Below are 22,140 nucleotides of genomic sequence, written 5' to 3'. Positions count from 1 at the left end.
AACATGCTGTTATTTTACATTATTATTTCACTAGTAATCATTCAAAGAATAACGGAAGTATTTATAGCTAAACAAAATGAAAAAAAGATGCTTGCACAAGGTGCATATGAAGTAGGTGCTGCTCATTATCCATATATGGTAGCTCTTCACGTCAGCTTTTTTGTTAGCTTGATTGCTGAAGTTCTAATTTTTGAGCGAGGCATTTCTCCTCTATTCCCTTTATTTCTTCTAATTTTTTTATTTGTACAAGGTTTACGTATTTGGTGTTTAACAACTTTAGGTACTTTTTGGAATACGAAAATCATTATTTTGCCTGGAGCCCGTGTTGTTTCTAAGGGTCCATATCTTTTTATCAAACATCCAAATTATGTGGTTGTCTGTATCGAAATTGTGCTACTACCACTAATGTTTCAAGCTTATATGACCGCTCTTTGTTTTACTCTTCTAAATCTTGCTATGCTATCCGTTCGAATACCTTTGGAAGAAAAAGCTTTAAGTGAAGCTACTAATTATAATGAAGAATTTAAAAAGAAGATTTCAGCGTCTTAAACTGAAATCTTCTTTTTATTTATCTATTCATTTCATTATTTGCTGCTTCTTCTACTGCTCTAGCCACTAAATGATGCACCATAGGATCTAGAGGGTTTGGTATTAACTCACCAGGTTTGGTATGGCTCACAATAGCTTGTGCTGCTGCAATTAACATCGTGTATGTAATTTCCTTTGCACCTGCATCTAAAGCTCCTTTAAATATCCCTGGGAAGCCAATAACATTATTAACTGAGCGTCCGTCTGCTGCGAAGGCTGCTCCTGCTGCTATTGCAGCAGATGGCAAGATCTCTGGATTTGGATTAGATAGAGCTAAAATTATTTGACCCTTTCTTACCATTTCTGGCTTAATCAATCCTGAAACTCCAGTAGTTGCAATGATAATATCACAAGTCTCCATCATCTCTTCTAATGAAGCAATCGTTTGTCCACCATAATTAACCAATCGATTTTGAGCTTCTTCTTGTCTATCTAAACCGTACACTTCTTCTACACCATAAGCCATTAGCATACGACAGATAGCCAACCCTGCAGCACCTAGTCCAACTTGACCAATTACCGCAGTTTTAGGATCAACTCCTGTTGCTTTGCATGCAGATAATATTGCAGCAAGTGCCACAACAGCAGTACCATGCTGATCATCATGCATTACTGGAATAGGAAGTTCCGCTTTAAGACGTTCTTCTATTTCGAAGCAATGAGGAGAACCAATATCTTCTAGTAATATTGCTCCAAATCCTTGATGTATATGCTTTACAGTTTCAACGATTTCATCTGGATCACTTGTATTTAATAGAATAGGTATTCCACTTAAACCAACAAACTGATCTAATAACACGGCTTTCCCTTCCATTACAGGCATACCGGCTACTGAACCAATATTACCTAGACCTAAGATAGCTGTACCATCCGTAACGATAGCTACTGAGCTTCCAATGGATGTAAAATAATTTGCTTTCTCTGGATTATGTACAATTTCCATACAAACACTCGCTACACCAGGTGTATAAATTCTTTGTAAATCTCCTAATGATCGTACATCCAGCTGACTCTTCATCGCGATTTTTCCGCCTTCATGAGCTTTCAGTACATCATCAGTAACAGCATGTATCTTAACACCATTTCCAATGGCTTCAATATTAGAAATAACTTGTTGTAATTGTTCTTCCGATTTAAAAGTGATAGAAATATCACGAACAGTTGTTAAAGCACCGCTCTTTAACGTCGTAATATCACCAATATCTCCTTCTGCCATTCCAATTGCAGTTGCTACTTTTGCAAAATTACCCGGTCTAGAAGATGTTTCAACAATGAAGTTTCGTATAATATGTTGGTTTTGCATGTAAATTCTCCTTACTTTCTCTCATTCAATCATAAATTATAACATAAATATCTTTTATTCGTAATAAATATACGAAAGGTTTCATTGATTAGTATATTCCTTTGTAATAGCATCTCAACCAATTTTATATTACACTTCTAAACCCTAAAAATTCTCATTATATTACTGTTAAATTGAATTATTTATAGTCATACAATATAACCAATGGATCTTAGAACATTATTTATAAAGGCATGAGAATACTCAAAAATCTCTTCCCTTTCAGGTTCTTGATGCAAATCATGAAAGCAATTTTTCCATGACTTATATTGATACTCAGATAGCTCTTGCTTTTTAAACCACGCTGCAGTATATGTGATATCTGCAATCTTATCTCTTTCAGCAGTCATTAATAATAACGGAACATTCGGTACTGATTCCGTTGATTGTAAAATACTTTTCATAAGTAATTGGAGTTCTATGTACCAATCATTCGAAACGATCGTATGGTAAGTAGGATCATCAATAAATTGTTGATAAATATCATAGTTTCTCGTTAATTCCTTTAGCTGAATATCATGGTTAATCTTTTGTTGTACTGGTAATTTTGCCAGTGCATTTGTCCATTTAGATGGCTGTTTCTTTAATTGCAACCAAGGAGACGTTAAAATGACACCAGCATATTCTATTTGTAATTTGTGTAGCACTTTAATAAGCAGGGTTGCTCCAAGTCCATGGCCAAGAATAAAAATTGGTAAATTATAAGTAACGGCTACTTGTAAAGCAAGCGTTATATATTCTTTATATTGTTCAAAAGATTCATTATGTATTTTTTTTCCTCTTGTCTGTTCACCATGTCCTGGTAAGTCTCCCATTACAATATGACAGTTAGAACTTCTAAACTTTTCAATTAACCAAGCATATCTTCTATGATGTTCATATGCACTATGAACAATGACAATTACTGCTTTAGGTTTTTCTTCTGCTTCCCATTTCCACATGAACATCACCTCTTGTTTTGTTTTGTTTTGTACCGAATGTCTACTTCAATTATTTGATTATTTTTCTTCATTTGATAACATTAATTATATTCTATTTACATAAGGAGCGTGAGCATATTGATTTATCCATTTAAAGGCAAATATCCAACAATAGATGAATCTGCATTTATTGCTGATTATGTCACAATTACAGGCGATGTGACAATCGGACAAGAGTCTACAATTTGGTTTAATACGGTAATCAGAGGGGACGTTGCTCCTACGATTATTGGACGAAGAGTGAGTATCCAAGATTTATGTTGTTTGCATCAAAGTCCTAATAACCCTCTTGTTATTGAAGATGAAGTGACAATTGGACACCAAGTTACGTTACATAGCTGTACTATTCGAAAAGGTGCTTTGGTTGGAATGGGCTCTATTATTTTGGATGGAGCTGAGATCGGTGAAGGTGCATTTATCGGTGCTGGAAGTTTAGTAACCCAAGGTAAGAAAATTCCTCCTAATTCACTTGCCATAGGTAGTCCTGCAAAAGTTGTTCGGGAGCTATCTGAGGAAGACAAAGAAGATGTGCAACGTATTATTCGTGAATACGTAGAAAAAGGGCAGTATTATAAATCACTTCAAAAATAAAACTAATTTTCTTTAAAAAAGAGGCTATCCTATAACAGGAAGCCTCTTCTTTATTATTTCTTATAAACCAGCTTTTTGTCTTAACAAATCTGCTTTATCTGTTCTTTCCCATGGTGCATCAATGTCAGTACGACCAAAATGTCCATACGCAGCTGTTTGCTTGTAAATAGGACGACGAAGGTCTAGCATTTTAATAATACCAGCTGGACGAAGGTCAAACAATTCACGAATATGTGAAACTAATTTAGCCTCTTCTACTTTCCCAGTACCAAATGTGTCTACTGCGATTGATACAGGTTGTGCTACACCAATTGCATAGGCAAGTTGTACTTCACAACGATCTGCAAGTCCTGCTGCAACAATATTTTTTGCAACGTAACGAGCTGCATATGCTGCAGAACGGTCTACTTTTGTTGGATCTTTACCAGAGAACGCACCGCCTCCATGACGAGCATATCCACCGTAAGTATCTACAATAATTTTACGACCTGTTAAACCTGCATCCCCTTGTGGTCCACCAATTACGAAACGACCAGTTGGGTTAATGAAATATTTAGTATTTTCATCAATTAAATTAGCAGGAACAATTGGATTGATAACTACTTCTTTTAAATCTTTTTGAATTTGTTCTAACGTTACTTCTGGGTGATGCTGAGTCGAAATAACAATTGTATCTATATGAACAGGATTGTTATTTTCATCATACTCCACAGTTACTTGTGTTTTACCATCTGGACGTAAATAGTCTAAAGTTTCGTCTTTACGAACGTCTGCTAAACGACGAGCCAACTGATGAGCTAAACTAATTGGAAGTGGCATAAGTTCAGGTGTTTCATTACATGCGTAACCAAACATTAAACCTTGGTCTCCTGCTCCAATTGCTTCAATATCAGAATCTGTCATAGATCCTTCACGTGCCTCTAAAGCTTGGTCAACCCCTTGAGCAATATCAGCTGATTGCTCATCTATAGAAGTTAATACTGCAGAAGTTTCAGAGTCAAAACCATATTTTGCACGAGTATAGCCGATTTCTTTAATGGTTGAACGTACAACTTTTGGAATATCAACATAAGTGGATGTTGTAATTTCCCCTGCAACTAATACTAACCCTGTAGTCACTGTTGTTTCACAAGCAACACGTGCGTTTGGATCTTCCGTAAGAATTGCATCTAGAATTGCATCAGAAATTTGATCACAAATTTTATCTGGATGCCCTTCTGTAACTGATTCAGATGTAAATAATCTGCGTTGTGTCATAGAATATTCCTCCTATATCCTGCGAGATCTCTCTCAAGAATTGATACGGTACTCATTCCCATGTCAAGCCATTTCAAATCAAATAGATTAAACTTGAAGCCGTTTCGGACTTGGCACACAAGGATAAAGGGCGATGTTATAAAAAAAACCTCTCACTCACGTTTGATTACATGAGGAAAGGCTATTAATATCATAAGCACCTTTCACTCTTATCAATCAAGGAATCTCACCTTGTCTCAGGTTGGGCACCTTTGCAATAAAAAAATTACAGGTTGCCGGGTTTCATAGGGCCTGACCCCTCCACCAGCTCGGGATAAGAGTATCCGTTCAATTTACCATCATACGTAAGTTGTAACGAGAAGTCAATATTTATTTGTTGACAATTTATTCACAAACAAAAAATAATCAATCCATTAGTATAGACTATTAAGTTAAATGTGTTATACTAATTCACATATGAATGCTATATCCCTTTATTTTTTTAGGGAAAACAATAAAAAGGATGGTATACCAATATGAATTCAATCGATACTGTGAGTGAACTGAACGAATTGTTAGCTGGAGAGAATGTACACATTCAGTTATCAGTGCCGCAACTTGTGGAAAAAGCAACATCAAGAGGTGAGGCTGTTTTAACATCTACAGGAGCAGTGAAAGCAGAAACAGGTAAATATACAGGTCGTTCTCCACAAGATAAGTACATTGTAGATGAACCTATATCAAGAGACAAAATCGATTGGGGTCCTGTAAACCAACCAATTTCTTCTGAAATTTTCGAGTCACTCTATAAAAAAGTAACAGACTACCTTGCAACACAAGATGAACTATTTGTGTTCAAAGGATTTGCAGGTGCGGATAAGGATTCACGCATAGGAATTCAAGTAATAAATGAATATGCTTGGCACAATCTATTTGCCCATCAGTTATTCATTCGTCCTTCAGAAGAAGAACTGACAACCCATAAAACAGATTTCACAATTGTCAGTGCACCTAACTTTAAAGCAAATCCAGCAGTGGACGGTACAAAATCAGAAACATTTATTATCGTTTCAATGGAAAAACGCATTGTATTAATCGGTGGTACTGAATATGCTGGAGAAATGAAAAAATCTATATTCTCTATTATGAACTATTTACTGCCAGAAGCAAACATTTTACCTATGCACTGTTCTGCAAACGTTGGTGAAGATGGTGATGTAGCATTATTCTTTGGTCTTTCAGGAACAGGAAAAACAACACTTTCTGCAGATGCAGGACGTAAATTAATCGGTGATGACGAACACGGTTGGTCTGATAATGGAGTATTTAACATTGAAGGTGGATGCTACGCTAAATGTATCGACCTAACTCGCGAAAATGAGCCTCAAATTTTTGACGCGATTACATTTGGAACGGTTTTAGAAAACGTCGTAGTAGATGCAGAAACACGTATCGCTAATTATGCCGATAATTCTTTAACTGAGAATACACGTGCTGCTTACCCAATCCAAAATATAGAAAATATAGTAGACCCATCTGTAGCTGGTCACCCAAATACAATTATTTTCTTAACTGCTGATGCTTTCGGCGTATTGCCTCCAATCAGTAAATTAACGAAAGAACAAGCAATGTACCACTTCCTAAGTGGATTCACGTCTAAATTAGCAGGTACTGAGCGTGGAATAACTTCTCCACAACCAGCTTTCTCAACTTGCTTCGGTTCTCCATTCCTACCATTGCATGCAACTGTTTATGCTGAAATGCTTGGGAAGAAAATCGATGAACACGGTGCACAAGTATTTTTAGTAAACACTGGCTGGACTGGTGGAGAATACGGTGTTGGAAGTCGTATGAAGCTTTCTTACACACGTACAATGGTTCGTGCTGCAATTGAAGGTAAGCTAAATGAAGTAGAAACAGAAACTGACGCAGTATTTGGCTTATCAATTCCTACACAAGTAGAAGGTGTTCCTTCTGAAGTATTAGTACCACGTAATGCATGGGAAGATAAAGCTGCATACGACCAAAAAGCTAGCGAGCTTGCTCAAGCGTTCCGTGAAAACTTTAAAAAGTTTGGAACTGTATCGGAAGATATCACGCTAAAAGGTGGACCTTTAGCATAATAAAAAAGTGCAAAGCTGCTTAATGTAGTTTTCCAAAGAATAAAGAGGATGTCCCATTCATATGGTGACATCCTCTTTTTTAGTCTGCATAATCATCATAATAATGCGTTATAACCGAAGGAGAAAAGATGGATATAAAATTCTTCGCCTCTTCTTCGTCTACCTTATACAATATGATTTCTGATCCATAATGACTTATCTCTAACCGTTCATCACCGTCTATGTGAAAGAACATAGCAAACCATTTCAAACCGCCATTTACATCAATTGAATGACTTCTCAAAAAGAGTCGATTATCCTCATTCAGATTAATTGTTAATACCTTCATTAATCCTTCATCCATTACCGAAATAGCTCTGGCACTTAGTTCTTCAATCGCAGCTAATTCTTCTTTCCAACAATGAATGACAACTTCCTGGAAATCCGAAGTATAATTATCCCAAAGATCTGTCCAAAAACTCGTATTAGTTGCGAACGAAGATTTATCATTTGTACTTGTTGTTTCAATAGATACGACAATGTTCCCCATCTATTAAACCCCTTTCTGCATTTTCATCCACATACAAGCATCCTTCACCACTTGTCGATTGACTTTACTTGGAAAGAAATGCGTGAAGTCGTGAAAATACCATGTCTCTACAACCTTATCATTCCCTAATAACGCTTCTTCTAAAACCTTCGCATGTTCAAATGATACATTCAAATCCTTTTTACCGTGAATGATTAGCGATGCTGCTTTTATTTCATTAATATGTGCAAGGGCATTACGATTTTCGTATGCTTCTACGTTTTTAGTCGGTGTACCTCCTATAACACGCTTCATCATTCGTCTCATGTCGGTTCGTTCATCATAGGTTAAAAAAATATCTGAAACACCAGCCCATGTTACAAGGGAAGTAATATCATTTCGTAAAATTGCAATCCAAAGAGCCATAATACCACCTCTTGAAAAGGCAAATAAGTGAATTCGATTTATAAGACAAAACTGCTTTAAAACATCTACTGCATAAACTGCATCCCACCGATCCTCGCCAGCAAATTCATCTCTTCCTTCCCCTCCTCGGTTTCCACGGTAATAAGGAGCGAATACGACAAAACCTTCAGAGGCAATTTGTGCAATTCTGGCTGGTCTTACCATTCCTATACTTTGCATACCGCCCCTACAATATAAAATACCCTCGTAAGAACCATTTTTTATAGGCTCCGCAAGCATTCCTTTTACCCGATACCCGCAGGACCAATAAGTAATTTCAGATAGCTTAATACGCGGATTTGGTGATGGATAACTTTTAATTCTCTCGATTGTTCCATTTTCCTTCAAGCGCGCTCACCTTTTCTAATATCGCCTTCATACCAGCATCTCTCATGTGAAAGCTTAAATTATTATTATGTAAAAAATCATCTGTACTTAACCAAAGAGCACCGTCAGTTTCGAAATTTGGTCTCTTCTCTTCAATATACCCAACCTCTGCAATAAACACTGCCTTACAAAATGGTTTCTCATCATGTACAAGGTATTCTGCCAACCATTCTACATTTATTATCTCCACATTTGTCTCTTCCCAAGTTTCTCTTATAGCAGCTTCTAGTATAGATTCGTTCCCTTCCACTTTTCCTCCAGGAAACTCTAAACCCCTCTTTGGATGCTTTGTTAATAGCGATTTTTTTTGATGTTTTGCTAACACTAAAACATGTCGAGCTTCAATAGAGAAAGTATTTTTTTCAAAAGACAAATCCACTTGAATTCCATTTAAATCTTTAAAAGAAATTATCATCATTTCCCTCACTACTAAGTCTTTTTTTACGCCTAGTTATACTTCATTGTTGATATGCCAAGCTATTAAACGGTACTGTGCAAAGCTCATCGCAAACGTGTAATGTTGATGAAAAGGATAGGTACCGGGAACCTACTGATTCTCTGAATTTACATACGTTTCGTATGTCGAGCTTACATCCATGTTCTCTATTTAACCGTAATAATTAATTGATAATAGACCAATATCCGAGCATGATTCCTATATCAGCTAAACTATGACTGATAATTGGTGCTGTTAAAGAATTTAATTTAAATCGAAATATTCCCCACATACAGCCTGCTAAAAAAACGGGGAGTATTGCTAACACATTAAAAGGAAAAGTAAAAATTTCTATTACAATGATTAAATGATATAAGCTGTAGAAAAAAGAGGGAATGAATATAGACATAATATTGCCTACTCTATCCAATAATCGAGAATAGATAAATTCTCTCCAATAAAATTCTTCTAAAATAGGATTGATTAGTACTAACACTAGCACAAATAAAATAACCTTTGCTCCTACAAAGTCCCATTTTTCCAACAAACTCTTCAAATGTGTAATATCAATAACTGGAAAATAAGATACAAAACTATAGATGGAAATTAAACACACTAAACCGCTAATAAGCCCCACTAAAATATTCTTTTTGGTTAGTGGTAGCATTACACGATATCTGCTTTTTTTATCCCAAAATCTGATAATTAGAGGAACAAACAATAACCACCCATAAAAAAGAAAGAAAGTGATTAAAACATTATCTAATACAGCAAGCCCAAGGAAAATCATAATCGTTGGAGCAATCAATAATATTATTTGTTTTATCATAGGCCCTCCCAGTGTATCCTTATTTAACTATGTTAGCATAAATATGAAAAAAGACTTAGCTTCCTGCTAAGTCTTTTCGCTTCTTATTCCGATTGTTGGTCTAGTTTATAATGTTCATTTCCTTCTTCTCTATTTTGTGCAATATTTTGTTTCGATTTAAGTTGAGGCGATTGGTTCAATAGGGAACTCACATTACGATAGTTCGTATTATTTTCATTGCCTTTGCGTTTGATATAACCACTTTTTCTACTCAACGAATACTCTCCTACTTTCATTAAAATATGGAAGTGACTCAATTAGTGATCTTGATTCTTCATTGCTAAATTCATGAATCAGCGCATATAATTTCTTCATTCTTATATCATACTCATCATTTTCTTTATCTAAATGATATAATCTTATTGGAATATGTGCTCTCCAAAAGTTACTCATTTCTGCATCACTTAATTGCTCAAAAAGCTTTTGAAATACAGGAATTATTTCACGATCCGCTACTATTTCATATTCCCATGGAGATTCATCCGGATAAATATAAACTTTCCGGTGTGAAACTGAAACATACACTTTCTTCAAATCCATTTGCACACATCCTTTTTGTTAAGTATGTCTCCAAATAAAAAAAACATGCACCACTTGGGTACATGTTTTTTTATTAAACTTGAATATCTACAACAGACCCTTTATAAGGATGTGGAGCAGAAGTTTGAGGCATGTTTTCTAAAAGTCCTACAGCAGCTACTGTTTCCATATTCAAAGCATTTTTCAACACGCTCATTTGAACCGTTTGTTGTAGCTCCATTAACTGTGAAGACATAATGGAATTAATATCCATAATCATTCCTCCTTTTTACAAGTTTAATATCGGAAACTTTAGTAAAAAGTTTATTTATTTGAATCACCTAAAAATGCATTTAGCATCCATTGATGTTTTTCGATTTTTTGGTAAATAGCATTTAAAATATCTTCAGTCATGTCATCCTCATCTTTCGCTGCCTCTTCCATCCCTTTTTTTAGAGACTTCATAATTTTATCAAAATCAGCTACTACTGCTTCTACCATTTGATCGGCAGATTCCTGGTTAGTAGCTTCCTTTACATCTGAAAGCTCTAAATGTTCTTTTAACGTTGCAACTGGATTACCACCTAGAGTTAAAAGACGCTCTGCAATTTCATCCATATTAAGCGTTGCTTCATTGTAAAGCTCTTCAAATTTTGCGTGTAAAGTAAAAAAGGATGGCCCTTTTACATACCAATGAAAGTTGTGTAATTTGGTATACATCACCGACCAAGTTGCTACTTGTTTATTTAATTCTTTATTTAGTGCTGCTGACATAATTTCGACACTCTCCTTAGACAAATAGTTGTAATCACTTTTCATATACCACTCAATTACTTACAATAAACATAACGAATAGTACATTGGAGTGAAAATAATATGGTATTTTGGATTTTAGGTTGCGCAATTATATTGAGTATATTCGGATTTATCTTTTTATATAAAATAGCGATGAATGAAAAGCCAACTGGTATTAATGCAAAACCTAAGGATGCTGAATAAGTCATGAAATATATTATCATTGGAATTTTTCGTTTCTATCAAAAGTTTATCTCTCCTATGACAGGACCAAATTGCCGATTTTATCCAACATGTTCTCATTATGGTGTAGAAGCTGTACAAAAGCATGGAGCAATTAAGGGTGGATACTTGACTGTAAAAAGAATATCTAAATGTCACCCATTTCATGAAGGTGGTATTGATCCTGTTCCAGATGAATGGCCTTTGAAGAAAAAATAACTTCAAAGGTTTTTTTTCTTGCTTTTATTTATATTGTCTTGTAAGATTAAAAAGTTCAAAAATATTAAAACGTAATCATTACTATTTAGGAGATGACCAAATGAAAAAGACACTTCTACTATTTTTTATAGTTCTACTGATTTTATTTACAGCAGCTTGCGGTAATAATAAAGTCGAAGAAGCAACAACTCAAGAAAAGAACGAGGAAATACAAATTTATACGACCGTTTATCCTCTTCAATATTTTGCTGAAAGAATTGGTGGAGATGCAGTCTCTGTGTCCTCGATATATCCTGCTGGTGCCAATGAACATACATTTGAACCTACTCAACAAGATATGATGTCACTTGCGGATGCGGACTTATTTTTCTATATAGGACTAGGTTTAGAAGGATTTGTGGAGAATGCCAAAAAAACTTTAGCAAACGAGAATGTTAAAATGGTAGCAACGATTGATGCAGTTTCGGACGATCAATTAGATGCATCTCATAGCGAGCATGAGGAAACAACGGACGAAGACCATCATAGCGAGCATGACGAAGGATCGGAAGAAACAAGTGAGCATACGGAAGAGGGTCACGAAGATCACGATCATGGCGGGGTAGATCCTCATGTATGGATTTCTCCAAAAATAAGTCAAAATCTTGCTCTCTCTATTAAAGATTCTCTTATAGAAGCTGCTCCTTCACAAAAAGAGGCTTTTGAAAATAATTACGAGGAATTGATTGCAGAGTTACAACAATTGGATGCAGATTTTAGTGAAATGGCACAAAATTCACCGAACAAGACATTTTTCGTTTCACACTCAGCATTTGGTTATATTGCAAATACCTATGATTTAGAGCAAGTAGCAGTTGCTGGTCTTAATTCACAAGACGAACCTTCTCAAAAAGAGCTTACAGAAATAATTGACATTGCAAAGGATAAAAACATATCGTATATATTGTTTGAACAAAATGTCTCATCCAAGCTAACGGAAGTAATTCAACAAGAAGTTGGAGCTAAAAGCTTAGTATTACACAATTTAGGTGTACTATCCAAAGAAGATATTAAAAACAAGGAAACCTACTTCACATTAATGAACAAAAATCTAGAAACATTGAGAACTGCTTTACAATAATAATAAGCCCAAAGAAATTTTAAAATTCTTTGGGCTTTTCTATTTCAATAAGACAAGGGGTTTGTTTCCTTTTTTATTTAATCGATGATAAGCTTCATCAGCTCTCTACGCATTAACTTATTCGAGGCATTTCGAGGTAAATGCTCGACAAAGTAGTAATCCACCGGTTGTTTATAGGAAGCAATTTGCGTCTTCATGAAATCTTTTAATTCGTCCTCAGTCACGTTCTCTTTTAAAACTACAAATGCTATTGGAACTTGTCCCCATTTATCATCTCGTTTTCCTGTAACACCCGCTGCTCTTACTGCTGGATGTTCTATTAGAGCCTGCTCTACTTCTGCTGGATATATATTTTCACCACCAGATATGATTAAATCAGAACGACGATCCAAAACAAACAAATATCCTTCATCATCAATATATCCAACATCTCCAGTATGAAGCCACCCATTAACTAATGGATTTTTCGATTCTGAAGCTCCTACATATCCTCTTGTTACATGCGGGCCTTTAATACAAATCTCACCGATGTTTTCTTCCCCATCTATTCGGACGTCCGCAAAGAACAATGGTTTACCGGCTGATCCTAATTTACGAATAGCATCCTCGCTTGAAAGAGTTGTTGTTTGAGAGGCTGTTTCGGTCATACCGTATGTTTGAAGAACTGGAATGTTCCGTTCAATTGCTCTTTCTAAATAATTTAAAGGTACTGGTCCACCACCAACAAGCATTGATTTAAAAGTACTTGGGAAAGATAAATCTTTCTCTTCTAGTACGGTAATTATTCTTTCGAGCATTACAGCTACAAGAGACATTCCCGTAACTATCCCACCTAAGATTTCCTCTACTGCTTTTTCTGCATCAAATTTAGTATGAAGACGGACAGTCATACCATACAAAACTGATCTCATTAAAATAGAGAAGCCACTAATATGAAATAATGGAACTGTACATAACCAACAATCATTTGGTTGTACACCTAAATTTAATGCGGATCCAGTAGCACTCATTACATGATTATCAAGCGATTGTCGTACCCCTTTTGGTTTGCCTGTAGTACCTGAAGTATACATAATGGTTACGGTGCGATCTTTTGGCCACTCAGTTTCTAAGTTGAACGAAACTCCTTCTACACTTTCAACCTCTGTAAAGGAAAGCTTGTTTACATGAAAAAGATTTCTTTTGTCAAAAGAATCAACTAATAAAAATTCAGCTTTACTATCTTGTAATTGATAGCTTAATTCTTCCTCAGTTAAACGTTCATTCAGCAGAACTAGCTCACAACCAAGCTGCATACAACTATGTAAAACAATTACTAACTGAGCACTAGAGGATGCTAAGATTGCTACTCTCATTCCAGGTAATACACCTTTAGAATGTAGTCGTTTGGCAAATAAAGTTGCCTCCTCATTCAATTGAGCAAATGTCCATTCTTGCTCCCCAAAGCATAGTGCGATTCGATTTGGGGTCAAGCTTGCACGTTTTAATAATAAATTTGGGTACATTTTTTACCTTCATCTCCTTTAGAGAAAAAAGCTGCCCTAAAGTAGGACAGCTTCATTGCTTACATTTTTTCCATTAAAAAATCATGGAAAACGAGGGAATTGACCAAAATCAGGTTTACGTTTTTCTTTAAAAGCATCGCGACCTTCTTTTGCTTCATCTGTTGTGTAGTAAAGAAGTGTAGCATCTCCTGCCATTTGTTGCAGACCTGCTAGACCATCTGTATCTGCATTCATAGCAGCTTTCAAGAAACGAAGTGCAGTAGGACTCATTTCAAGCATTTCCTCACACCATTGAACCGTTTCATCCTCTAATTGTGCATATGGGACTACAGTGTTTACTAAGCCCATATCAAGCGCTTGCTGTGCATCGTATTGACGACATAAATACCAAATTTCACGAGCCTTTTTATGTCCAACAATACGAGCTAAATAGCCAGAACCATAACCAGCATCAAAAGAACCAACTCTAGGTCCTGTTTGACCAAATCTTGCATTGTCAGCTGCAATAGTCAAGTCACAAACTACGTGTAGTACATGACCTCCACCAATTGCATATCCCGCTACCATTGCTACTACTGGCTTTGGAATGACACGAATTAAACGCTGTAAATCCAAAACATTTAAACGAGGAATTTCGTCTTCTCCCACGTATCCGCCATGTCCGCGGACTTTTTGGTCCCCACCTGAACAGAACGCGTGCTCACCCTCACCAGTCAAAATAATAACACCAATATTTTTGTCATCACGAGCACGTGAGAAAGCATCAATAAGCTCCATAACTGTTTTTGGTCGAAACGCATTTCGTACTTCAGGACGATTGATCGTCACTTTAGCGATTCCATTATAGAATTCATACTTAATGTCTTCATATGTATGTAATGTTGTCCATTCACGAGTCATTTTTATTCCTCCTTTAAAATAATATCCTTTACTATTGTAGCAAACAATTCAGGTTTTTCCACATGAATTGCATGTCCAACATTATTAACCTGCTTGTGTGCACTATTTGGAAGTATTTTTTGCATTTTTTTTGCTATTTCATAAAACTTTTGATCAAACTCTCCAGTAAGCAGCACCGTTGGATTTTTCAGCTCTTTTAACTTATTCCAATAGGAAGGCTGCACTCCTGTACTAAATCCCCTTAAACTATTCGAGAGACCTGTTTTGGATCCTGCTAATCTCTCTTCGCGAATTTTCATCTGTTTTCCAAGAGACAAAGACCTTTGCGAATGAAACAAAGGAATACTCTCCCAATAATCAACAAAAGATCTAATTCCTTCATTTATTATTCTTTCCGCAAGTATCTCATCTGCCTGCTTTCTTTTTATTCGTTCTTCCTTAGATTCTAATCCTGGTGAGCTACTTTCAAGTATCAATTTATACACTGGATATTTAGCTGCATACGCAAGCGCTAAACGACCACCCATAGAGTAGCCAACGAGTGTAAAATGAGTCCAATTTATTTGTTTAAATAGGCTGTGTAAGTCCTCTATTTGTTCTTCCACATAATAGCGTTCAAAATCAGTTGGCTTTGATGTTTGACCGTGACCTATTAGGTCAACTGTAAGGATGTCCATAGATGTTGGCAGACAAGTAATTACTTCTTCCCAAGTATCACTAGAGCCAGTAAACCCATGAAGAAAAACTACCTTATTTTTTGCTCCCGAATTATACCGTTTTATTTGCATGCTAATATTTCGTATAGTTAAGTTTATTAATTCCAAACTGAGTCTAACTCCTTCGAAATAGCAGTCCATAGCTTTCTGTGTGTTTCTGTATTCACTTGACGATTTGTAAATACTTCAATAATCCGAATATCTTTTCGTTTTTGCTCACTTAACACCTTATGGAAGTCTTCTTTTGTATGTACAGCATCATATTGTGCATCATACATAGCTGCAATATGTGAAAATTTAAGACCCGTAGGTGTTCCAAATAAGTGCTCAAAATAATTTGTTTCTGTTGATTGTGGCAAATAAGAGAAAATACCTCCCCCATCATTGTTCATCACTACAACAGTTAGATCCGTTTTTTGGAACCTACTTACGATTAACCCATTTACATCATGTAAAAAAGCTAAATCGCCAATTAGCAAATATCCAGGACGTTTAGTAGCTGCATATACCCCTAAAGCAGTAGAAACTACACCGTCTATCCCGTTAGTCCCTCTATTTGCATATATTTGAATATCCTTCGTTGTTTTATTGTAAAAGGTATCTACATCTCGAATTGGCATGCTACTACTTGCAAATAAAAAATCGCCATCTGATAATACTTCAAACAATGTGGCAGCGAGTGCACCTTCGTCTTCTTCTGTTTCCAAATAAGCTTGTACATGTTTTGTTGCAATGTCATTTGCTTTTGACCAATCTTTTAAGTAAGTAGAAGCTTGTTTTTCTTCAATTGGATTCCATAAGGTAGCTGCACCGACTTGCACATGCTGTGTCACAATATGTAGGGAGTCGCGGAAAACAGAACTTTCATCTACTGCGATGAATACGTTTGGTTTACATGCCTTTAAAAATTGTGTCAATGGTTTTGAAACAGGCTGTGCACCAAAACGAATGACTATATTTGGTGCCGCGTATTTTTTAAAGGAATTATCCTTTAATAGCGCATCATATTGATCGATACATAAATGCAAACAATCCTCTGGAACTGAACTTCGTAAATTAGATAACGGATCTGCTAAAACTGGCCATTGAACTGTTCTAGCAAATTCCCAAAATCCTTCGGTTGTTGGAAGTGAATCACCAACAATGAATAATCCTTTGTCTTCTTTTTGCAACTGCTCTTTATACCAAGAAATAAATTGTTGACTAGGGACAAGCTGCCCCACCTCGGACTGACTAATCTGAGTTAAGGGTTGTTGCTGCTCCATATTAATCAGTAGTGGCTCACGAAATGGAACATTAATATGCACGGGACCCATCGGAAAAGCTTTTGAAGTAGTAATCGCCCGTTGAATATGACGTTCGATAAAGGGCAAACTTTCTTCATCTGCCTCTGGTATCGGAAAGTCAACTGTCCATTTCACATGCTTTCCAAACAAATGGATTTGATCAATCGCTTGAGGAGCACCAACTTCTCTTAATTCATGTGGTCTGTCAGCTGTAATAACTAACAAAGGGATTCGTGCATAATAAGCTTCCACAATTGCTGGAAAGAAGTTCGCTGCTGCAGTTCCCGATGTGCAAAGTAATACGACTGGGGATTTCTTTGCTTTTGCAATTCCTAAAGCAAAGAATGCAGCAGATCTTTCATCAATTTGACGATAGAACTCAAATCCTTCACTTTTCGCAAAGCCATATGCCAACGGAGTTGATCTAGAGCCGGGACAAATAACAACGTCTTTAACACCCGACTGTTTCACTGTTTCTACAAAATGATTTACATAAGCTGTTAAATAGTTGCTGTTATTCATTCATGTTTCCTCCAAGTGTTCGAAGCATTGGTCGAAACTTCACACGAGTTTCTTCAAATTCCTCTATAGAAGATGACTCTGCAACAATTCCACCGCCTGCAAATAGATATGCCTGATCATTTTCTATTAATGCTGATCGGATACCAACCGCGAATTCTCCATCACCATCTGTATTGATCCATCCAATAGGTGCTGCGTAATAACCACGATTCATCTTTTCCGCTTCTCTAATAATTTCTACTGCCTCTTTTCGAGGTTCCCCACCTAATGCAGGTGTAGGATGCAACGCCTCAACAAATTCAAATAGGGATACTCCTTTTTTTACTTTCCCTTCAATTGGAGTAAATAAGTGCTGTATATCTCTAATTTTCATTAATTTTGGCCTTGATGGAATCCTAACATCTTCACAATATTGATTAAACACTTTTCGAATCATCTCAACAACAAATTGATGTTCTCCAAGGTTTTTGCTATCTGCCAATAAGCCTTCGCCTAGTTGTTTGTCTTCCATCGAATTTTTACCACGTCTAACAGAACCAGCAAGTCCTGCTGATAATACGTGGCCGCTTTCTACTTTTACTAATCTCTCTGGTGTAGCTCCTAAAAAGATTTTATCATCCTTCTCTAAGCCAAATAAATAACTTTCCGGTTGCTCTAATGATGCATTATAAATTGCTGTGGAAGAGGAGAAGTTTTTATCAAAGGTAAGCTTTAGAGAACGACCTATTACTACCTTATTAACTTCGTTGTTCCGAATTTGATTTGTTACTTTCTCTACAGCTTGCAAATATTCATTTTTTAATCGGTCTTCACGTCCAATTAAATGAGGTTTTTCATGAACTTTTAGTTCTTTTACCTGTGCAGTATGAATCAAAGCATCACGTTCCATCCGTAATCGCTCAAACGGCTCCATACTATCTTCTTCCTCTGTAATATAATGAACACTAACAAATGCTTGTTCATTTTTAATTACAAGCTGAAATGTTGGAACAGCAAAAAAACTAGATGGGAATGTATCCCACTCAGATGAAATGTTATTTTTAGGATCAAAAGAGAAAGCACCAAATAGAATAGGAGAAACGTCAATTTTCTCTTTTAATGAAGTCTCACATAACTCTTTCCATTTAGTAGCGATATCCGTATATCTAGTATCTTCTAGTTCATTAGTAAGTATATGAGCATGTCCTAAACCGACTAATGTAAAAGACTTCTCTTTATTTTGCCAGAAAAATCGCTTTCCTTTATAGCTTTCATCTCCCGCCTCGAAAAAAGCATGAGCTGACAATCTTGATACTTCGATAGTTTCTGTATAAAAACGTAATGTTGTTTTCTGTTGACCGGTGGTGTTCGGCATAAATATTACCTCCGTTAAATAACCTTATGATGCATTCATTATCTATTAAATTACTCTACCCTTAATCATACAACTTTCTACCGTTTTCGGCACACATTTAGCAATGAATATATGCTAAAATTGAGGTTGATTCTTTAAAAGGAGAGAAAAACCTATGTCTCATGAACTTCAAGCCGATAGAGGTTGGCGAATTTGGTGGAAATTAACAAGACCCCATACATTAACAGCTTCATTTGCTCCTGTATTTTTAGGAACGATGATTGCACTTTATTACACAAATATTAACTGGCTTATTTTTTTAGCAATGTTATTCGCTTGTCTTTTTATACAGGCTGCTACCAATATGTTTAACGAATATTATGATTTTGTACGAGGATTAGACAGTGAGGAATCCATCGGGATTGGAGGAGCAATTGTCCGAAATGGTGTAAAGCCTAAAACTGTTTTGCAACTTGCATTAATGTTATATGGACTTGCAGCTTTACTAGGTATATATATATGCTACGAATCTTCCTGGATGTTACTAGTCGTTGGTGGAATCAGTATGCTAATTGGATATTTATATACTGGCGGACCTTATCCGATAGCGTACACCCCATTTGGAGAACTTTTTAGTGGTATTGTTATGGGAATGCTAATAGTGCTAATATCTACTTTCATTCAAGTAGGTTCTGTACCAAACTCTGCGATCCTATTATCGATACCAAGTGCATTGCTTGTAGCTGCAATTATGCTATCTAACAATATTCGAGATATTGTTGAAGACAAAAAAGGTGGCAGAAAAACAATGGCTATCCTCGTAGGAAGAAAAAATGCGATTACTATTTTAACATCTTTCTTTCTTGTGTCCTACCTTTGGATTGTTGTGTTAGTTATTCTACAAGATGTTACTCCTTGGGCTTTATTAGTCCTATTAAGTTTGAAGAAACCAATACATGCCATAAAACTTTTTAGAGAGAAAGAAAACCCTCTTGAAGTTGGTTTAGCAATGAAAGATACAGCACTTACAAATACAATTTTTGTTTTCTTACTTGGAATTGGCTTATTAATAGGTTATTTCATCTAAGCAAAACAAAAATAGGCAAGGAAGTTTATACACTTCCTTGCTTTTTTATTGCCCACTACAAAATAATTAAAAAGGATATAAATGAATCCTATTTTCTTTTGTGTAAGTTAGAAAAGAATAAAGAAATAGTTATTAAACAAAAATATACAAAAAAAAAGCATGCTTCCGAATTGGAAACATGCTTTTTAATATGACCCCTACGGGATTCGAACCCGTGTTACCGCCGTGAAAGGGCGGTGTCTTAACCGCTTGACCAAGGGGCCAAACATATGGCGGAGAAGGAGGGATTTGAACCCTCGCGCCGGTTGCCCGACCTACACCCTTAGCAGGGGCGCCTCTTCAGCCACTTGAGTACTTCCCCATATGATGGCTCCGAAGGTAGGACTCGAACCTACGACCGATCGGTTAACAGCCGATTGCTCTACCACTGAGCTACTTCGGAATAATGGTGGGCCTAAATGGACTCGAACCATCGACCTCACGCTTATCAGGCGTGCGCTCTAACCAGCTGAGCTATAGGCCCATTATTGGAGCGGGTGAAGAGAATCGAACTCTCATCATCAGCTTGGAAGGCTGAGGTTTTACCACTAAACTACACCCGCATTAAATGGTGGCTCAGGACGGAATCGAACCGCCGACACAAGGATTTTCAGTCCTTTGCTCTACCGACTGAGCTACTGAGCCTTCTTCGATTTACGCTAAGCTGCGCAACTCTTTGTCAGCTTCACTCACTCATTCAGTCACGTACTTTAGTACGCTCCTTCTTTCGCTCGATTGCTTCCTCGATTTGCTTGCTTATCCTAAATCTCTAATTGATTTACGCTAAACTGCTCATCTTTTCGTCAGCTTCACTCGTTCAGTCAGTCACGTACTTTAGTACGTTTCTTCTTTCGCTCGATTGCTTCCTCGATTTGCTTGCTTATCCTAAATCTCTAATTTATTAAATAATAAATGGCGGTCCCGACCGGGATCGAACCGGCGATCTCCTGCGTGACAGGCAGGCATGTTAACCGCTACACCACGGGACCATTTGGTTGCGGGGACAGGATTTGAACCTGTGACCTTCGGGTTATGAGCCCGACGAGCTACCGAACTGCTCCACCCCGCGATAATAATATACTTGCTATCCTTACTAATACTACGCNTGAAGAAAGTAGGACACCTGCTTCGACTTCGTCTGCATCGGTGTTAATCGTCATCTTCGTGTGACGATTTGCTCCACCCCGCGATAATAATATATATTAAGTTTTGTAGAATGAAGAAATTAATTCTTTCATCAACAATTTTGAAATGGAGGAGGAAGAGGGATTCGAACCCCCGCGCGGTTTGACCCGCCTGTCGGTTTTCAAGACCGATCCCTTCAGCCAGACTTGGGTATTCCTCCGAAATATTGTTGGTGGACCTTGCAGGACTCGAACCTGCGACCGGACGGTTATGAGCCGTCTGCTCTAACCAACTGAGCTAAAGGTCCTTAAGATGGCGGCAGAGGGAGTCGAACCCACGACCTTTCGGGTATGAACCGAATGCTCTAGCCAGCTGAGCTACGCCGCCAAGTTTGTAAATCTTTTATAATATGGTGGAGCCTAGCGGGATCGAACCGCTGACCTCCTGCGTGCAAGGCAGGCGCTCTCCCAGCTGAGCTAAGGCCCCATACTAATAAATACTGGTCGGGAAGACAGGATTCGAACCTGCGACCCCTTGGTCCCAAACCAAGTGCTCTACCAAGCTGAGCTACTTCCCGTCTATATGGCGCGCCCGGCAGGAGTCGAACCCACAACCTTCTGATCCGTAGTCAGACGCTCTATCCAATTGAGCTACGGGCGCATATATTTATTTCATAAAAGTGGTGCCGAGGACCGGAATCGAACCGGTACGGTAGTCACCTACCGCAGGATTTTAAGTCCTGTGCGTCTGCCAGTTCCGCCACCCCGGCACTTAAATGAATCTATGGAGCGGAAGACGAGGTTCGAACTCGCGACCCCCACCTTGGCAAGGTGGTGTTCTACCACTGAACTACTTCCGCTCGGTTATTAAATTAAATGGTGCGGGTGAAGGGAGTCGAACCCCCACGCCTTGCGGCGCTAGATCCTAAGTCTAGTGCGTCTGCCAGTTCCGCCACACCCGCATGCATTATTCACTTAAAAAGTGATGAGCCATGTAGGATTCGAACCTACGACCCTCTGATTAAAAGTCAGATGCTCTACCAACTGAGCTAATGGCTCTAAAAATGGTGCCGGAGAAAGGACTTGAACCCTCAACCTACTGATTACAAGTCAGTTGCTCTACCAGTTGAGCTACTCCGGCGAAGAAAAAATATGGTGGAGGATGACGGGCTCGAACCGCCGACCCTCTGCTTGTAAGGCAGATGCTCTCCCAGCTGAGCTAATCCTCC

General features: G+C 37.4%; 23 protein-coding genes, 20 tRNA genes and 1 riboswitch. Of the genes, 7 read left to right on the top strand and 36 right to left on the bottom strand.

Going from position 1 to position 22,140, the window contains the following annotated elements; all coding sequences use genetic code 11:
- Window positions 1-3 precede the first annotated feature (3 nt).
- Window positions 4-549 (top strand): isoprenylcysteine carboxyl methyltransferase family protein, encoded by a 546-nt coding sequence (locus AN959_RS18375; protein ID WP_371256580.1) that lies wholly within the window; start codon window positions 4-6, stop codon window positions 547-549.
- A 19-nt stretch (window positions 550-568) separates the two neighbouring features.
- Here AN959_RS18375 and AN959_RS18370 read toward each other — a convergent pair whose 3' ends face one another.
- Complete coding sequence (locus AN959_RS18370) at window positions 569-1,891, bottom strand: NAD-dependent malic enzyme (RefSeq protein WP_053588557.1); 1,323 nt, start codon at window positions 1,889-1,891, stop codon at window positions 569-571.
- Between the two features lie 188 nt (window positions 1,892-2,079).
- A complete protein-coding gene (locus AN959_RS18365; RefSeq protein WP_056832883.1) occupies window positions 2,080-2,871 on the bottom strand; it encodes an alpha/beta hydrolase in 792 nt (263 codons plus the stop codon).
- A gap of 117 nt (window positions 2,872-2,988) precedes the next feature.
- On the opposite strand from AN959_RS18365, the gene AN959_RS18360 reads away from it, so the two are divergent.
- Complete coding sequence (locus AN959_RS18360) at window positions 2,989-3,501, top strand: gamma carbonic anhydrase family protein (RefSeq protein ID WP_053588555.1); 513 nt, start codon at window positions 2,989-2,991, stop codon at window positions 3,499-3,501.
- 60 nt (window positions 3,502-3,561) lie between these two features.
- On the opposite strand, the gene metK is transcribed toward AN959_RS18360, so the two are convergent.
- Window positions 3,562-4,758 carry a methionine adenosyltransferase gene (gene metK, locus AN959_RS18355; protein WP_053588554.1) on the bottom strand — a complete coding sequence of 399 codons (1,197 nt, stop codon included), beginning with the start codon at window positions 4,756-4,758 and terminating at the stop codon, window positions 3,562-3,564.
- A gap of 206 nt (window positions 4,759-4,964) precedes the next feature.
- Window positions 4,965-5,078: riboswitch (SAM riboswitch) on the bottom strand.
- Window positions 5,079-5,273: 195 nt separating this feature from the next.
- Between metK and pckA the strand changes: the two genes are divergently transcribed.
- Window positions 5,274-6,860 carry a phosphoenolpyruvate carboxykinase (ATP) gene (gene pckA / locus AN959_RS18350; protein WP_056832881.1) on the top strand — a complete coding sequence of 529 codons (1,587 nt, stop codon included), beginning with the start codon at window positions 5,274-5,276 and terminating at the stop codon, window positions 6,858-6,860.
- 79 nt (window positions 6,861-6,939) lie between these two features.
- Here the strand turns inward: pckA and AN959_RS18345 are convergent, their stop codons facing one another.
- The 8 genes from AN959_RS18345 to AN959_RS18315 all read right to left on the bottom strand — a co-directional run bounded on the left by AN959_RS18345 (window position 6,940) and on the right by AN959_RS18315 (window position 10,817).
- A complete protein-coding gene (locus AN959_RS18345) occupies window positions 6,940-7,389 on the bottom strand; it encodes a hypothetical protein (RefSeq protein WP_056832879.1) in 450 nt (149 codons plus the stop codon).
- A gap of 3 nt (window positions 7,390-7,392) precedes the next feature.
- The gene (locus AN959_RS18340) at window positions 7,393-8,181 is read right to left on the bottom strand and encodes a S9 family peptidase (protein ID WP_056832877.1); all 789 of its coding nucleotides are present in this window, start codon (window positions 8,179-8,181) and stop codon (window positions 7,393-7,395) included.
- Window positions 8,150-8,638 carry an NUDIX domain-containing protein gene (locus tag AN959_RS18335; RefSeq protein WP_371256579.1) on the bottom strand — a complete coding sequence of 163 codons (489 nt, stop codon included), beginning with the start codon at window positions 8,636-8,638 and terminating at the stop codon, window positions 8,150-8,152. Before AN959_RS18335 ends, AN959_RS18340 begins: the two co-directional genes overlap by 32 nt.
- 202 nt (window positions 8,639-8,840) lie before the next feature.
- Window positions 8,841-9,485, bottom strand: coding sequence for a CPBP family intramembrane glutamic endopeptidase (locus AN959_RS18330; protein WP_253278945.1), 645 nt, complete (start codon window positions 9,483-9,485; stop codon window positions 8,841-8,843).
- An 83-nt stretch (window positions 9,486-9,568) separates the two neighbouring features.
- Window positions 9,569-9,739: a hypothetical protein gene (locus tag AN959_RS21160; RefSeq protein ID WP_156316728.1), complete on the bottom strand. Its 171-nt coding sequence runs from the start codon at window positions 9,737-9,739 to the stop codon at window positions 9,569-9,571.
- On the bottom strand, window positions 9,732-10,064 hold the full coding sequence (locus AN959_RS18325; protein WP_231687515.1) for a transposase: 333 nt from the start codon (window positions 10,062-10,064) through the stop codon (window positions 9,732-9,734). Before AN959_RS18325 ends, AN959_RS21160 begins: the two co-directional genes overlap by 8 nt.
- A gap of 73 nt (window positions 10,065-10,137) precedes the next feature.
- Entirely contained in the window at window positions 10,138-10,317 is a 180-nt protein-coding gene (locus AN959_RS18320; RefSeq protein WP_053588550.1) for a YjfB family protein, read from the bottom strand.
- Between the two features lie 50 nt (window positions 10,318-10,367).
- The gene (locus AN959_RS18315; protein ID WP_053588549.1) at window positions 10,368-10,817 is read right to left on the bottom strand and encodes a Dps family protein; all 450 of its coding nucleotides are present in this window, start codon (window positions 10,815-10,817) and stop codon (window positions 10,368-10,370) included.
- 102 nt (window positions 10,818-10,919) lie between these two features.
- Here AN959_RS18315 and AN959_RS21925 point away from each other — a divergent pair, with 102 nt between their 5' ends.
- The 3 genes from AN959_RS21925 (at window position 10,920) to AN959_RS18305 (ending at window position 12,399) form a co-directional block, all read left to right on the top strand.
- Entirely contained in the window at window positions 10,920-11,042 is a 123-nt protein-coding gene (locus AN959_RS21925) for a hypothetical protein (protein WP_256363937.1), read from the top strand.
- A gap of 3 nt (window positions 11,043-11,045) precedes the next feature.
- Window positions 11,046-11,279, top strand: a complete 234-nt coding sequence (gene yidD, locus AN959_RS18310; RefSeq protein ID WP_056832875.1) for a membrane protein insertion efficiency factor YidD — start codon at window positions 11,046-11,048, stop codon at window positions 11,277-11,279.
- Window positions 11,280-11,379: 100 nt separating this feature from the next.
- Window positions 11,380-12,399: a metal ABC transporter solute-binding protein, Zn/Mn family gene (locus AN959_RS18305; RefSeq protein ID WP_056832873.1), complete on the top strand. Its 1,020-nt coding sequence runs from the start codon at window positions 11,380-11,382 to the stop codon at window positions 12,397-12,399.
- 77 nt (window positions 12,400-12,476) lie between these two features.
- On the opposite strand, the gene AN959_RS18300 is transcribed toward AN959_RS18305, so the two are convergent.
- From AN959_RS18300 to AN959_RS18280, 5 genes are all read right to left on the bottom strand, one after another.
- Window positions 12,477-13,904 carry an o-succinylbenzoate--CoA ligase gene (locus AN959_RS18300; RefSeq protein WP_056832871.1) on the bottom strand — a complete coding sequence of 476 codons (1,428 nt, stop codon included), beginning with the start codon at window positions 13,902-13,904 and terminating at the stop codon, window positions 12,477-12,479.
- Window positions 13,905-13,985: 81 nt separating this feature from the next.
- Window positions 13,986-14,804 carry a 1,4-dihydroxy-2-naphthoyl-CoA synthase gene (menB, locus tag AN959_RS18295; protein WP_053588545.1) on the bottom strand — a complete coding sequence of 273 codons (819 nt, stop codon included), beginning with the start codon at window positions 14,802-14,804 and terminating at the stop codon, window positions 13,986-13,988.
- 2 nt (window positions 14,805-14,806) lie between these two features.
- A complete protein-coding gene (menH, locus tag AN959_RS18290; RefSeq protein ID WP_053588544.1) occupies window positions 14,807-15,628 on the bottom strand; it encodes a 2-succinyl-6-hydroxy-2,4-cyclohexadiene-1-carboxylate synthase in 822 nt (273 codons plus the stop codon).
- On the bottom strand, window positions 15,619-17,328 hold the full coding sequence (menD, locus tag AN959_RS18285) for a 2-succinyl-5-enolpyruvyl-6-hydroxy-3-cyclohexene-1-carboxylic-acid synthase (RefSeq protein ID WP_056832869.1): 1,710 nt from the start codon (window positions 17,326-17,328) through the stop codon (window positions 15,619-15,621). The genes menH and menD overlap by 10 nt, the downstream gene beginning before the upstream one ends.
- Complete coding sequence (locus AN959_RS18280; protein WP_056832867.1) at window positions 17,321-18,682, bottom strand: isochorismate synthase MenF; 1,362 nt, start codon at window positions 18,680-18,682, stop codon at window positions 17,321-17,323. The genes menD and AN959_RS18280 overlap by 8 nt, the downstream gene beginning before the upstream one ends.
- Before the next feature lie 154 nt (window positions 18,683-18,836).
- Here AN959_RS18280 and AN959_RS18275 point away from each other — a divergent pair, with 154 nt between their 5' ends.
- Window positions 18,837-19,748 carry a 1,4-dihydroxy-2-naphthoate polyprenyltransferase gene (locus tag AN959_RS18275; protein WP_056832866.1) on the top strand — a complete coding sequence of 304 codons (912 nt, stop codon included), beginning with the start codon at window positions 18,837-18,839 and terminating at the stop codon, window positions 19,746-19,748.
- A gap of 191 nt (window positions 19,749-19,939) precedes the next feature.
- Here the strand turns inward: AN959_RS18275 and AN959_RS18270 are convergent.
- The 20 genes from AN959_RS18270 to AN959_RS18175 form a co-directional block, all read right to left on the bottom strand.
- A tRNA-Glu gene (locus AN959_RS18270) sits at window positions 19,940-20,011 on the bottom strand.
- A gap of 7 nt (window positions 20,012-20,018) precedes the next feature.
- A tRNA-Ser gene (locus tag AN959_RS18265) sits at window positions 20,019-20,109 on the bottom strand.
- Window positions 20,110-20,115: 6 nt separating this feature from the next.
- Window positions 20,116-20,190, bottom strand: a tRNA-Asn gene (locus AN959_RS18260).
- 4 nt (window positions 20,191-20,194) lie between these two features.
- Window positions 20,195-20,271: transfer RNA gene (locus AN959_RS18255), tRNA-Ile, on the bottom strand.
- Window positions 20,272-20,276: 5 nt separating this feature from the next.
- Window positions 20,277-20,350 (bottom strand) — tRNA-Gly (locus AN959_RS18250).
- Between the two features lie 6 nt (window positions 20,351-20,356).
- A tRNA-Phe gene (locus AN959_RS18245) sits at window positions 20,357-20,432 on the bottom strand.
- A 268-nt stretch (window positions 20,433-20,700) separates the two neighbouring features.
- Window positions 20,701-20,776, bottom strand: a tRNA-Asp gene (locus AN959_RS18240).
- Window positions 20,777-20,779: 3 nt separating this feature from the next.
- Window positions 20,780-20,856 (bottom strand) — tRNA-Met (locus AN959_RS18235).
- Window positions 20,857-21,039: 183 nt separating this feature from the next.
- Window positions 21,040-21,132 (bottom strand) — tRNA-Ser (locus AN959_RS18230).
- Between the two features lie 10 nt (window positions 21,133-21,142).
- A tRNA-Ile gene (locus AN959_RS18225) sits at window positions 21,143-21,219 on the bottom strand.
- Between the two features lie 6 nt (window positions 21,220-21,225).
- Window positions 21,226-21,299: transfer RNA gene (locus tag AN959_RS18220), tRNA-Met, on the bottom strand.
- A gap of 23 nt (window positions 21,300-21,322) precedes the next feature.
- Window positions 21,323-21,398: transfer RNA gene (locus AN959_RS18215), tRNA-Ala, on the bottom strand.
- 14 nt (window positions 21,399-21,412) lie between these two features.
- Window positions 21,413-21,489 (bottom strand) — tRNA-Pro (locus tag AN959_RS18210).
- Window positions 21,490-21,495: 6 nt separating this feature from the next.
- A tRNA-Arg gene (locus AN959_RS18205) sits at window positions 21,496-21,572 on the bottom strand.
- A 20-nt stretch (window positions 21,573-21,592) separates the two neighbouring features.
- Window positions 21,593-21,681, bottom strand: a tRNA-Leu gene (locus AN959_RS18200).
- A 15-nt stretch (window positions 21,682-21,696) separates the two neighbouring features.
- Window positions 21,697-21,771 (bottom strand) — tRNA-Gly (locus tag AN959_RS18195).
- A 17-nt stretch (window positions 21,772-21,788) separates the two neighbouring features.
- A tRNA-Leu gene (locus tag AN959_RS18190) sits at window positions 21,789-21,873 on the bottom strand.
- A 24-nt stretch (window positions 21,874-21,897) separates the two neighbouring features.
- Window positions 21,898-21,970 (bottom strand) — tRNA-Lys (locus AN959_RS18185).
- 6 nt (window positions 21,971-21,976) lie between these two features.
- Window positions 21,977-22,052, bottom strand: a tRNA-Thr gene (locus AN959_RS18180).
- A 12-nt stretch (window positions 22,053-22,064) separates the two neighbouring features.
- Window positions 22,065-22,140: transfer RNA gene (locus AN959_RS18175), tRNA-Val, on the bottom strand.

Source organism: Psychrobacillus sp. FJAT-21963 (assembly GCF_001420585.1).
Lineage (GTDB): Bacteria > Bacillota > Bacilli > Bacillales_A > Planococcaceae > Psychrobacillus.
Note: the sequence above shows the minus strand (reverse complement) of the source record. Positions and strands in the feature narration are given on the sequence as shown.